This window comes from Mesorhizobium sp. Mes31, from assembly GCF_024519675.1.
Taxonomy (GTDB): domain Bacteria; phylum Pseudomonadota; class Alphaproteobacteria; order Rhizobiales; family Rhizobiaceae; genus Mesorhizobium.
The window spans coordinates 125,183-137,734 of the sequence record NZ_JALJRL010000009.1; the positions used below are offsets into that span (position 1 = coordinate 125,183).

Below are 12,552 nucleotides of genomic sequence, written 5' to 3' on the forward strand. Positions count from 1 at the left end.
TCACACCTTCAACAGCAGGTGGTCGCGTTCCCAGCTCGTCACCACGCTCTGGAACAGGTCGAGCTCGACGCTCTTGACGCGCAGATAGGTCTGGAAGAAATCCTCGCCGAGCAGCGCCCGCACCGGGTCACAGGCCGTGAACCGGTCCAGCGCCTCCTCCATGGTTTTCGGCAGCGTACTCTGGATCTTGTAGGCATTGCCCGAGGCTTCGGCCGACCGCGCCAGTTTCTGCTCGACACCGAGATAGCCGGCGAGCAGCGAGCCGGCGATCGCCAGATAGGGATTGGAATCGGCACCGGGCAACCGGTTCTCCACCCGGCGCGCGGCGCGGCCACCGGCAGGCACGCGCAGTCCGCAGGAGCGGTTGTCGTGCGACCACTCGATGTTGGCTGGCGCGCTGTGGTTCGGCCGGATGCGGCGGAACGAGTTCACATTGGGCGCGAACAACGGCATGATCTCCGGGACGTATTTCTGCAGGCCACCGATGAAATGGCCGAACATCTCGGTATCGGCATCGTCGCCGCCGGCAAACAGCGTCTTGCCGGCGTCGTCGATGACCGACATGTGCAGATGCATCGAGCTGCCGGCCTGGGCGGCGATCGGCTTGGCCATGAAGGTGGCGTGCATGCCGCATTGCTGCGCGGCCTGCCGCGTCAGTCGCTTGAACAGCAGCACCTTGTCGGCCAGCGGCAGCGCATCACCATGCAGGAAGTTGATTTCCAGCTGTGCCGTGCCCGACTCATGGATCAGCGTGTCGAGCGGCAACCCGGCCGCCGCGGCGTAATCATAGATGCGCCGGAGCACCGGCTCGAATTCCTCGAGCGCGGCCATATCATAGGGATGCTGCACGGTCTCCGCGCGGCCATTGCCGCCGAGCGGTGCGGTCAGCGGTCTGTCCGGATCAGGATTGGGCGCGGTGAGATAGAATTCGAGCTCCGGCGCCACCACCGCCCGCCAACCACGCTGGCGGTAGAGATCGAGCACGGCGCGCAGCACATGGCGCGGCGAGGCCATCCATGGCCGATCGTCCATGTGGAAGGCGTCGGCGAAGACATAGGCCTTGCCAGCGCCCGCACCCGGCGCCAGGCAGAGCGTCGAGACATCAGGCACCATGCGCATGTCCGGGTCCGAATAGGCAAAACCCTCGTCGATGGAGCCGGAATACCGGCCGTCGATGCTGACCAGGAAGGCGCTGCTCGGCAGATACAGCGCGCGGTCTTCCAGCGCCTTGAGGAACTTGGCTGTCGGCAGCGCTTTGCCGCGCAGCACGCCGTTCATGTCGGGCACCAGGCACTCGACCTCGTTGATGCCGTGCTGGGTCAGCCAGCTTTTCGGATCGGTGCCGTTTAAGGTCGCGGTATTCGTCGTGTGTTTGTCAGGCATTTCGTTCATGTCCGTATCAGGGAGAGTATGGCTTGCGCGGCCACGTCCGTTCCGGGTTTCAGCGCCATCTGGGCCGCATTGTCCCTGAGGCGGGCGCGCATGGCATCGTCGGCCAGCAGGCCGAGAATGGCTCTCTCCAATACTCCTTCGGTCCAGGCATCACGGCCGATATGGTCGCCGACGCCAGTCTCCACGGCGCGGCGCGCATTGTCGTGCCCGTCCCAGCAATAGGGCATGATCAGCGACGGCACGCCGAAGCGCAGCGCCTCGCAAAAGCTGTTGTTGCCGCCGTGGTGGATGAACAGGTCCGACTTCGCCACCACCGAGGGCTGCGGAAACCAGGCGTCGAGATAGACATTGTCCGGCACGGCGCGGTACGCATCGCGCAGGCCGCCGGCATTGACGATGAAGCGCGCCGGCAGCCTGTCGAAAACGGCCAGCATGCGCTGGATCAGTCCGACATCCATGGCGCCGAGACTGCCGAAGCTCATATAGACCAACGGCCCGCCATTGCGTGGGAACACCGGCACTTCGAACGGCCCTTCCGAACGCACGCAGCCTTCGAGATAGACGAAGCGGGCCGGGTCGAGCGGCTCGGCGCGCTCGCGCCGCACGATCGACGGTGTCAGCAGCAGATTGAGGTCTGGCGAGCTTTCCAGGAACAGCCCCTTTGGCAATGGTGCCAGGCCGACGTCTGTCCGGAAGCGGTTGAAGCGATCATGGGCCGGCGCGGAAGCCGTCAGATACCGAGCCTCGAACGCCGCGCGTTGCGGGTCATCCGCGCCGAGTCCCGACAGATAAGGTGGAACTAGCGGGTCCGGAAGCTCGGTCTCGGCGCAGGAGACGACGCGCACCCAGGGACAGCCGGCGGCGGCGATCGCCGGGAACATGATGACATTGTCGAGCACCACGGCGTCCGGCTTCAGCCGCGCCAGCAATTGGCGCAGCGGCGCCTCGGCATTGACCGCGGTGTCGACGATCGCCTGCCAGGTCGGCGCGACATAGGTTTCCAGCTGGTCGATCGGGCTCAGCCTGAAATGCGGCAGGTGGCGGCGTACGAAGGCTTGCCAGTAGCTCTGGCGCTCGCTGTCGCTCAGCGGCTCGTCGGTCGGCAGCTGGTATTCCTGAAAACCGTAGTCGGCAAAGACGCCGGAGAAGCCGGCATGGCAGATGAACACCGGCCGGGCGCCCCTCGCACGCAACGCCTGCGCGATGCCGACGCAATTCAGCGCCGCGCCGAAGCTCGCCTCGGGAAACAGCGCGATGGTCGGGCTGGCTTTGCGCGTCAATTAATCCTCGTCATTCCGGCCGGCTGATCATGCCGAACAGCGCGGGGGCCCCGCGGCTGGCCGCTTGCGGTCGCTGGTTGCGGGAGAGCCGCAGGTGGATGCGAAGCAGATCGGCAGCCACCTCATACTGCCGGCTTTCGAGATGGTCGAGTATGGTAAGATGTTCGCGCAGCGATTGCTTCAGCCGGAAGACGTTGACGCCACCATAGATGCCCGGCAGCCGGCGCAGCCTGAGATGATCGGCCAGCGCATCGGCGACGAAGCGGTTGGCGCAGCCCTCGGCGATCATGCCGTGAAAATCGATGTCCAGCCGCTGGAACTCGCGTGTGTCGAAGGCGGCGTCCGGCAGTGCCGCCAACGCTTCCATGCCCTGGCGCAACGCCGCCGCCCGAGCCCCGTCCAGCTGGAAGCCAGGCGTCAGGATGGCTGCGGGCTCCAGCAGCAGGCGGAACTCGTAGCTTTCGCCCTGCGCCTCCGGATCGTCAGGGGCGCGGCGGAAAAGCCAGGACTGGCCAGGCGCACGGTCCAGCAGATTCTCTTCCGTCAGTTTGTTAAGCGCTTTTAGTACCGTCTTGCGCTCAGCACTGTACCGTCGCATCAGCCCCGCGGCGGTCACCGTCTGGTCCAGCCGCCGCGCCGACCGGTCGCGCAGTATCGCTTCGGCCAGCTCGTCTTCCTCGGTAACAGGCAGCTCGGCGGCAATGGTCGGCTGCGCGGTGAGGTCGATGGCCAGATGATAACCCGAATCCGCCTCCCAGCGCACGACGCCCCGGTCCGCGAGCAGGCTGAGCGCGGCGCGCACCGGCGTGCGCGAGACGTTGCACAATGAGGCGATCTGCTGTTCCGGCAGGCGTGCACCGGGTTCGAAGCCGCGCTGCCGCGCCACATCGAGGATGCGCTGCGCCAGATCGAGGTGGTTGGTGCGAGGTCGTCGGGCTGCGGTTTGCATGACTGGTCTCGGTGGAACGAATGGGGCCGCATTGATTTGACCGATCACCCGCGCGGACGCAATCGGCCAGATTCCTCGGTCGCTTGGCAAATTATGGATTGACGTACTTTTTTCTGCAATAGTACTGTCAATGTAATCGGCGAGAAAAAGACCGGGGAACAGGATCGAGGCCGCGGCATGGGTCGCAAGCGTTGGTCCGACGAATGAAATTCGACGATCAACCGGAATGGGAGTCTGTCATGACCGCTACCAGCCTGCGGCGCCGTGCGCTGAGAACGTCTTCAATCGCGCTCGGCCTGGCCCTGGCGCTGTCTGCGCCGGCGATGGCCGCCGATCTCGTCATTTCCAACTGGGATGGCTACATGGCGCCGGATGCCATGGCCGCCTTCAAGACCGCGACCGGGGTTTCGGGCGAAGTGGTGGTGCACGCCACCAATGAAGAGATCATGGGCAAGCTCATCGCCGCTGGCGGCAAGGGCTATGACGTGGTCTTCGTCTCCTCACCCTTTGCCGAGGTGTTGAACAAGCTCGGGCTGACCGAGCCGATCGACCACGCCAAGGTCCCCAACCTCGCCAACCTCTATCCAGAAGCGACCAAGCTGCCGCACGATGTCGGCAACGCATTCTCCGTGCCCTACACCTGGGGCACGACCGGCCTCTGCTACCGTTCGGATCTGGTGAAGGTGGCACCGACGAGCTGGAGCGACCTGCTCAGCCCCTCCGATGACCTCAAGGGCAAGACCACCATGCTGGCGACCGATCGCTGGCTGTTGGCCGCCGGCCAGCTCGACAAGGGCTATTCGGTCAACGAGACCGACCCGGCCAAGATGGCCGAGGTCAAGGACCTGCTGATCTCGGCCAAGAAGACCCTGCTCGCCTATGATGACACCACCTTCTATTCGAAGCTGGTATCGGGCGAGGCGCTGATGGTGCAGGCATGGGACGGCTGGTGCAATTACGGCATCGCCGAGAAGCCCGAGATCAAGTACATCATCCCCAAGGAAGGCTCGGACCTATGGGTCGACACGATGGTGGTGATGAAGGCGTCCGCCAACAAGGACGCCGCCTTCCAGTTCATCAATTTCATGCTCGACGCCAAGAACCACGCCTGGGCGGCGCAGAACATCGACTACAAGGTGCCGAACAAGCCGGCGATGGAAAGCCTGCCCGCCGATTTCCTGGCGAAATTCCCCAACATGGCGATGCCGGTGGCGGACCTCGTCAAGTTCGAACAGCTGCGCGACGTGGGCGACGCCCAGCGCGACTATTCGAAGATCGTCAGCGAGATCAAGGCCGCGCAGTAAGCGGCCAGACATCACGGCCGGTGGCACTTTCTGCCGCCGGCCTTGAGCGGTATCCGAAAATTGTCCCAGACCCGACTTCGCTCCTCCCTGCTGATGGCCCCGGCGCTGGTCTGGCTGACCGCGCTGATGGTGGTGCCGTGCGCGCTGGTGCTGGCGCTCGCCTTCTTCCGGCGCGGCATCTATGGCGGCATCGAATACACCTTCACGCTGGAGAATTTCGGGCTGGTCTTCGACCCGCTCTATGCCGGCATCTTCCTCAAGTCGGCTCGCATCGCCGGCACGGCGACCCTGATCGCGGTGGTGATCGGCTATGCCGCCGCCTACGCGATATCAGCCGCACCGCGCCGGCTGCAGCCGGTATTCCTGTTCTTCGCCGTGCTGCCGTTCTGGTCCAACTATCTGATCCGCACTTATGCCTGGATCGTGCTGCTCAACCGCGAAGGGCTGATCACGCAATTGCTGCGCTGGTTCGGCTACACCGGCGAGCCGCCATCGATGCTCTACACCGAAGGCGCGGTCATCGCCGGCCTCGTCTACAACTATTTGCCCTTCGTCATCCTCGCTTGCTACGCGCCACTGTCGCGCCTCAACCCGGAACTCGCCGAGGCCTCGCGGGACCTCGGCGCTTCCGCGATGACCACCTTTCGCCGTGTCATCCTGCCGCTGACCGTGCCTGGCATCGCCGCCGGCGCCGTGTTCGTCTTCGTGCTGTCGATCGGCAATTTCGTAACCCCGGCGCTGCTCGGTGGCGGCCGCTTCCAGATGATCGGCAATCTCGTCTACGACCAGTTCCTGACCGCCAATGACTGGCCTTTCGGCGCAGCGCTCGCAATGGCGCTGATCGCCATCATGCTGCTGGTGCTGATGGCGCAGGCGCTCGCCGCCGATCGTGCCGCTGGCCGCGCCGCACAAGCCGCGGGTAGCGCCGATGGCTGAGCGCTCCCCTGCCACGCGGCGCACGCTCTGGCTCGTGCTCGGCCTCGTCTTCGCCTTCCTCTACATCCCGATCGCCGTGCTGGTGGCGCTGTCCTTCAATGAAGGCGGACTGCCGACGGCATGGTCCGGCTTCTCGCTGAAATGGTACACCTCGCTGGCCGGCAATTCCGCCATCCTCTCCGCTGCGCTGAACACGCTGATCGTGGCGCTGGTTTCCACGGCCATCGCCACGCTGCTCGGCACCCTGCTGGCGATCAGCGTCGAGATGCGCCGGCAATACGGAAAAGGCCTCGAAGCACTGATCTTCGCGCCGATGATCATTCCCGACATCGTGCTGGCGATCGCGCTGCTGTCGTTCTTCTCGATGCTCAACCTCACCATGGGGCTGCACACCATCATCCTTGCCCATGTCGTGTTCAACCTCGCCTTCGTCTGTTCGGTGGTGCGCGCCCGGCTGAAGAGTTTCGACTGGTCGATCGTCGAAGCATCCGCCGACCTTGGCGCCTCCGCCGTCACCACGTTCCGGCGGGTCACCTTGCCGGTGATCCTGCCGGCGGTCATAGCCGGCGCGCTGCTCGCCTTCACGCTCTCGGTCGACGAGTTCATCATCGCCTTCTTCACTGCCGGCGCCGGGCGCGCTTCGACGACGCTGCCGATGCAGATCTACGCGATGATCCGCTTCGGCATCACGCCGGAGATCAACGCCCTGGCCACCATCGTCATGGCGGTCTCGATCACCGCGCTGACCCTGTCGCAGCGGCTCAACCGTGGGATCATCGGCCAATGAGCGAACCGCGCACGCTGCTGGCCATCGATCAGGTGTCGAAGAATTTCGGCCGGGTCACCGCCGTCGACGGTATCTCGCTCGACATCCGCGAGAACGAGTTCTTCGCGCTGCTCGGCCCATCGGGCTGCGGCAAGACCACGCTGTTGCGCATGCTCGCCGGCTTCGAGACACCCAGTGACGGGCGCATCCTGCTCGACGGCCGCGACATCGCAAAAACCCCGCCCAACAAGCGGCCGGTCAATCTGATGTTCCAGTCCTACGCGCTGTTTCCGCATATGAGCGTCCGCGCCAACGTGTCCTACGGCCTCGAAATGGAGCGGTTGCCGGCCAGCGAAATCCGCTCGCGCGTCGACGCCATCCTGGCGACGACCGAACTTGTCCCCTTCGCCGACCGCAAGCCCGAGCAATTGTCGGGTGGCCAGAAGCAGCGCGTCGCGCTGGCCCGTGCGCTGGTCAAGCGGCCCCGGCTGCTGTTGCTCGACGAGCCGCTCGGCGCGCTCGACAAGAAACTGCGCGGCGCCATGCAGCTTGAGTTGAAACGCCTGCAGCACGAGGTCGGCATCACCTTCGTCATCGTCACCCACGACCAGGAGGAATCACTCGTCATGGCCGACCGCATGGCGGTGCTCAGGGATGGCAAACTGCTGCAGTGCGACACCCCGCACACGGTCTACGAACATCCCGCCGACCGTTTCGTCGCCGACTTCATCGGCGTGATGAATTTCGTCCCGGGCAAGGCCACCAGCGATGGCGTTGTGGCGAGCAATGGCGCGCGCATCGCCGGCAAGGTTCCCGCCGCGCTTTCACCCGGTGCTTCCGCCGTCGCCTCAGTGCGGCCCGAACGCATCCGGTTGTTCCCGGAGGCTCAGACCGCCAACCGCACCACCGGCACGGTCGAGGCGCTGGCGTACCACGGGCTCGACCTGCAGCTGCATGTCCGCACGCCCCTGTCGCCAAAGCCATTCCTGGTGCGCGTCACCGCCGATGCGGCCGACCGCCGGCCGGTCTCGTCGGGCGATCAGGTCGAACTCGGCTGGGACGCCTCCGATGTCAGAATTTTTGAGGAATAGAGGAGAAGCTTGATGGCGCAGAAGACGATCGCGTTTTTTCCCGAAGCGGCTTACGGCCCGGCGCTCAATTCCGTCGGCATCGCCCAGGCGGTCGAGGCGCGCGGCCACAGAGCGGTTTTCCTGTCCGACCCCGGCTTTGTTGACGTCTACAGGGGCTACGGCTTCGAGGCGCATCCGGTGAACCTGTCCGAGCCAATGCCGCCCGAGCAGATGGCCAAGTTCTGGGAGGATTTCATCAACGGCCACATCCCGAACTTCCGCAAATCCCCCTACGACCAGGTCGACAATTACGTGAAGGATTGCTGGACGGCGATCGTCGACAGCGCCAAATGGGCCCAGAAGGACCTGCCGCGCGTTCTGGCCAGCATCAAGCCTGATGTCATCTGCGTCGACAACGTCATCCTGTTCCCGGCGATCAAGCAGTTCGGCAAGCCGTGGGTGCGCGTCATCTCCTGCTCGGAAAACGAGATCGAGGACGAGGACATTCCGCCGCATCTGTCGGGCTGCGGCGAGAACGACCATGCCGGGCACCAGCGCTACCGCGACCATTTCAACGCCGTGATCAAGCCGATCCACGACGACTTCAACGCCTTCCTCACCGCCAACAACGAGGCGCCCTATCCGATCGGCCAGTTCTTCGAGGCCTCGCCCTATCTCAATCTGCTGCTCTATCCCGAAGCGGCGAAATTCAAGCGCCGCCATCCGCTCGACCCGGCAAAGTTCCAGTATCTGGAAGGCTGCGTGCGGCAGGAAAAACCCTACACGGTGCCGACCTTCGCCAAGAACAATGACGGGCCGCTGCTCTATGTCTCCTTCGGCAGCCTCGGCGCCGGCGATGTCGAGCTGCTGAAGCGCATCATCGCGACGCTGGGCAAGACGCGCTACCGCGCGCTGGTCAATGTCGGCGGCTACAAGGACCTATACACGGACGTGCCCGGCAATGTCATCGTCGAGAGCTGGTTTCCGCAGCCTTCTGTCATCCCGCAGGTCGATGCGGTGATCCACCATGGCGGCAACAACTCGTTCACCGAATGCCTCTATTTCGGCAAGCCGGCGATCATCATGCCCTATGTCTGGGACGGCCACGACAACGCCACCCGCGTCGAGGAAACCGGTCACGGCTTCGGCATGCCGCGTTACGACTGGAGCGATGCCGAGCTGATCGCCAGGATCGAAGCCTGCCTGACCGACCCGGCCATGAAGGCGAAGCTGGCAAAGACCTCGGCGCAGATGCACGCGCAGAACGGCCCCGAGAAGGCGGCCGGGTTGCTGGAGGCGCTGCTGTGACCTCCTCCGCCCCGCACCTCCACAAGGCCTCTACTCGCACCGATCTCGTCGACTGGGGCGTTCAGCCCGATGCGCTGGACGGCGCTTCGCATTCCACCGGCAGGCTGGTGCACAAGGGTCCGAACAACCAGCCGGAGTCCGGCATCTGGGTCTGCACACCAGGGCGCTGGCGCCTGAGCATCCCGCGCGACGAATTGTGCCATTTCGTCGCCGGTCGCGCGACCTACCGGTCGGATGTCGGCGAGGTGATAGAAGTCTCCACCGGGACCGTGGTCATGTTCCCGGCTGGTTGGACGGGTGAATGCACCGTGCATGAGACCATGCGCAACGTCTACATGCTGGCCTGAACGGCAACGGAGCTTGATCAGATGTCGACACCGCACTGGCCGAAGGCCTCGAGCGTTGAACTGGAGGATTGGGGCGCGGGGGCCAACACACTCGCCGGCGCGCCTCGCGCTTCGGGACGGATCCTCTCGAAAAACCCGGATGGATCGAGCGAATGCGGCCTGTGGTCGTGCACGCCGGGCACCCGCAAGGTCACCTTTGCCGTCGACGAGTTCTGCCATTTCCTGTCGGGGCGCGGCAGCTATGTCCACGATGCCGGCGAGCAGATCCCGGTCGAGGCCGGAACGCTGGTGTTCTTTCCCGCCGGCTGGACCGGCATCTCCATCATCACCGAAACGCTGACCAAGGCCTTCATGTGCCGGTAAGCAGCCATTTCAAGGAAATCGATATGACCACCCCCATCATGCAATCGCCGCTCGCCATCTCAGACCTCGTCGACTGGGGCATCATCCCGACCATGATCGAGGGCGAATCCCGCACCTCGGGCAAGCTGCTGCACAAGGGGCCGGAGGGCCGCTCCGAATGCGGTCTGTGGGTCTGCACGCCCGGCAAATGGCACTGCCACGTCACCCGCGACGAGTTCTGCCACTTCCTCGAAGGCCGCTGCACCTATGTCCATGAATCCGGCGAGGTGATCGAAATCGAGCCGGACACGGCGGCCTTCTTCCCGCAGGACTGGAAAGGCGTCTGCACCGTCCATGAGACGATCAAGAAGGTCTACATGATCCGCTGAGCGGATCTGAGAGGATTCCATGAATTTCTCCCCTGACCAGCCGGCGTTCTTCGTCAATCCGGACTATCGGCCGATGGCCGGCACGACGAAACCGGTGATCGATCCGGCGACGCTCGAAACCGTCGGCGCGATCTCGGCCGCTACCGATAGTGAAATCGACGCCGCGCTCACCGCCGCCACCAAGGCGCAAGCCGCCTGGAAAAGGCTCGACGCCAAGAGCCGGGCAAAGCATCTGCATGCCGTCGCCAACGCTATCGAAGCGGCCGACTTCACCCGCTGCGCCGAATTGATGGTGCGCGAGATGGGCAAGCCCTATCCCGAAGCGATCGGCGAGATCGCCAATTGCGCGCCGATCTTCCGCTACTATGCCGAGATGGCGCGCGACGATGCCGGGAAGATCGCCGGCACGACGCAGGCCGGCTCGTTCCAGTACGCCCGCTACGAGCCTTATGGCGTCTCCGTCCACATCATGCCCTACAACTTCCCCATCCTCTTGATGTGCTGGACCGTCGCGGCATCGCTTGCCGCTGGCAATGCCTGTGTGATCAAGCCGGCCGAGGCGACGACGCTGTCGACATCAGACTACATGACCGTGTTCCGCTCGCTGCCCGAGGGTCTGGTCTCTTGCCTGCCAGGCGGCGCCGCCACCGCGCAGGCATTGATCGCTTCCGAGCGTACCCATGCGGTTGCCTTCACCGGTTCGGTCGCTGCCGGCAAGGCGGTTGCCGTGGCTTGCGCCGAGCGCATGAAGCCTTGCGTCATCGAGGCCGGCGGCAGTGATCCGCTGATCATCAGCGAGCACGCCCCGCTCGACATAGCGGCAGCTGGCAGCGTCACCGCCGCCTTCCACCTCACCGGCCAGGTCTGCACTTCGGCCGAGCGCTTCTTCGTCGTCGACGCCGTTCACGACCGCTTCGTCGCGCTGTTCGCCGAAAGGACGCGCGCGCTGCGCATCGGCAACGGCATGGACAAGACCGAGATCGGCCCGCTGGTCAGCGAAAGCGCGCGGACAAAGGTGATGCGGCTGGTCGACGACGCCATCGCGCACGGCGCCAAGGCGGTGACAGGCGGGCGCATCCCACCGGCGCATAACACCGGCTGGTTCTACGAGCCAACCATCCTCACCGGCGTCACCCCTGACATGGCGATCGTGCGCGAGGAGTGTTTCGGTCCGGTCGCCGCGATCTGCCGGGTCAGGGATTTCGACGAGGCGATCCGGCTTGCCAATGACAGCCCGTTCGGCCTCGGCGCCTCGGTCTTCACCACCGATCTGGCCGAGGCGCATGAGGCGGCCGAACGGCTCGAGGCCGGCATGGTCTGGGTCAACAACCCGCTGATCGACAATGACGCCCTGCCCTTCGGTGGCTGGAAGGCCTCGGGCCTCGGCCGCGAGCTTGGACGCCAGGGGCTGGATGCCTTCCGCCGCTCCAAGATGGTCATCATCGACCACAAGCCGGCGATCCAGGACTGGTGGTACCCCTATCCCGACAGCTGGTTCCGCGAGACCGGCGGCCGCAAGCACGTGTGAAAGTATCGGCGCGGCAAAGCCGCGCCGATTGGGCTTACGCCTCGATCGCTTCGACCAGCGCCCGCGAGACCGAAGCAATCACCGCGTTGCGCTTGGCCAGGCTCTGCTTCGTGCCGGTCAGGTAAACCGACATCAGAACCGGATTGCCTGATGTCGGCCAGATGACCGCCGCGTCATTGGTGCTGCCGTTGGCGCCGGTGCCGGTCTTGTCGCCGCATTTCCAGCCTTTCGGCAATCCTGCCCTGATGCGCTCGTCGCCGGTCTTGTTGGCCACCAGCCAGTCGACAAGCTGCGCCCGGCTCTTTTGCGAGAGGCTGTCGCCGAGCGTGAGGCGTTCGTAATCCTCGATCATGGCGAGCGGCGAGGTGGTATCGCGCGCGTCGCCCGGCAGCGACTCGTTCAGTTCCGGTTCGATCCGGTCGAGCCTGGTCACCGTGTCGCCGATCGAGCGCAGATAGGCGGTCAGCTGCGGCGGCCCGCCAAAGGATGCCAGCAGCAGATTGGCGGCGCCATTGTCGCTGACCGTCACCGCGGCCTCGCAAAGCTGCGCCACTGTCATTGCGGCGCCAGCGAATTTCTTGGTCGTCGGAGAATTGGCGATGATCGCGTCATGCGGAACCTTGATGCTGCGGTCGAGCTGTTCGATGCCGCCATCGACACGGTGCAGGACAAGGGCTGCCGCCAGTGCCTTGAAGGTGCTGCACATCGGAAACAGCTCGTTCTCGCGATACTCGAACTGAACAGCCGTTCCGGAGATTCGGCAGGCCACGCCAAGCCGGCCGCCGCTTTTTGCCTCGATCCGCCTTATTTTCGGCAAGACCCCATCAAATTTTGTCGGGCTCGTCGCCGCCTTCGCCATGGCGCCAAGCGCGATGGGGGCCGTCAAAACCACCGCGAGACCACCAATGAAACTGCGTCTGCTTGTCATGTCCATACTCTCT

Annotated in this window: 13 protein-coding genes; 9 read left to right on the forward strand and 4 right to left on the reverse strand. The window is 64.6% G+C overall.

All coding sequences use genetic code 11. From position 1 onward, the window contains the following. Genes NR193_RS17100 through NR193_RS17110 form a run of 3 tightly spaced genes read right to left on the reverse strand, consistent with a single transcriptional unit; the run spans position 1 to position 3,621 of the window. Positions 1 to 1,383, reverse strand: coding sequence for a glutamine synthetase family protein (locus NR193_RS17100; RefSeq protein ID WP_256751954.1), 1,383 nt, complete (start codon positions 1,381 to 1,383; stop codon positions 1 to 3). A gap of 5 nt (positions 1,384 to 1,388) precedes the next feature. Next, entirely contained in the window at positions 1,389 to 2,672 is a 1,284-nt protein-coding gene (locus NR193_RS17105) for a glycosyltransferase (RefSeq protein ID WP_256751955.1), read from the reverse strand. A 10-nt stretch (positions 2,673 to 2,682) separates the two neighbouring features. After that, positions 2,683 to 3,621, reverse strand: a complete 939-nt coding sequence (locus NR193_RS17110; RefSeq protein WP_256751956.1) for a GntR family transcriptional regulator — start codon at positions 3,619 to 3,621, stop codon at positions 2,683 to 2,685. 239 nt (positions 3,622 to 3,860) lie between these two features. Between NR193_RS17110 and NR193_RS17115 the strand changes: the two genes are divergently transcribed. From NR193_RS17115 to NR193_RS17155, 9 genes are all read left to right on the forward strand, one after another. Next, on the forward strand, positions 3,861 to 4,925 hold the full coding sequence (locus NR193_RS17115; protein ID WP_256751957.1) for a spermidine/putrescine ABC transporter substrate-binding protein: 1,065 nt from the start codon (positions 3,861 to 3,863) through the stop codon (positions 4,923 to 4,925). A 93-nt stretch (positions 4,926 to 5,018) separates the two neighbouring features. Further along, on the forward strand, positions 5,019 to 5,861 hold the full coding sequence (locus tag NR193_RS17120; protein ID WP_256752096.1) for an ABC transporter permease: 843 nt from the start codon (positions 5,019 to 5,021) through the stop codon (positions 5,859 to 5,861). Next, the gene (locus tag NR193_RS17125; protein WP_256751958.1) at positions 5,854 to 6,648 is read left to right on the forward strand and encodes an ABC transporter permease; all 795 of its coding nucleotides are present in this window, start codon (positions 5,854 to 5,856) and stop codon (positions 6,646 to 6,648) included. The genes NR193_RS17120 and NR193_RS17125 overlap by 8 nt, the downstream gene beginning before the upstream one ends. After that, entirely contained in the window at positions 6,645 to 7,718 is a 1,074-nt protein-coding gene (locus NR193_RS17130) for an ABC transporter ATP-binding protein (protein ID WP_256751959.1), read from the forward strand. Before NR193_RS17125 ends, NR193_RS17130 begins: the two co-directional genes overlap by 4 nt. 12 nt (positions 7,719 to 7,730) lie before the next feature. Next, the gene (locus NR193_RS17135) at positions 7,731 to 9,005 is read left to right on the forward strand and encodes a glycosyltransferase (protein WP_256751960.1); all 1,275 of its coding nucleotides are present in this window, start codon (positions 7,731 to 7,733) and stop codon (positions 9,003 to 9,005) included. Further along, positions 9,002 to 9,352 (forward strand): cupin domain-containing protein, encoded by a 351-nt coding sequence (locus NR193_RS17140; RefSeq protein WP_256751961.1) that lies wholly within the window; start codon positions 9,002 to 9,004, stop codon positions 9,350 to 9,352. Before NR193_RS17135 ends, NR193_RS17140 begins: the two co-directional genes overlap by 4 nt. Before the next feature lie 21 nt (positions 9,353 to 9,373). Then, the gene (locus tag NR193_RS17145) at positions 9,374 to 9,715 is read left to right on the forward strand and encodes a cupin domain-containing protein (protein ID WP_256751962.1); all 342 of its coding nucleotides are present in this window, start codon (positions 9,374 to 9,376) and stop codon (positions 9,713 to 9,715) included. Between the two features lie 23 nt (positions 9,716 to 9,738). Beyond that, the gene (locus NR193_RS17150; protein WP_256751963.1) at positions 9,739 to 10,083 is read left to right on the forward strand and encodes a cupin domain-containing protein; all 345 of its coding nucleotides are present in this window, start codon (positions 9,739 to 9,741) and stop codon (positions 10,081 to 10,083) included. A gap of 19 nt (positions 10,084 to 10,102) precedes the next feature. Continuing rightward, entirely contained in the window at positions 10,103 to 11,611 is a 1,509-nt protein-coding gene (locus NR193_RS17155; RefSeq protein ID WP_256751964.1) for an aldehyde dehydrogenase, read from the forward strand. Between the two features lie 34 nt (positions 11,612 to 11,645). On the opposite strand, the gene bla is transcribed toward NR193_RS17155, so the two are convergent. Continuing rightward, a complete protein-coding gene (gene bla / locus NR193_RS17160; RefSeq protein ID WP_256751965.1) occupies positions 11,646 to 12,539 on the reverse strand; it encodes a class A beta-lactamase in 894 nt (297 codons plus the stop codon). Positions 12,540 to 12,552: the final 13 nt, after the last annotated feature.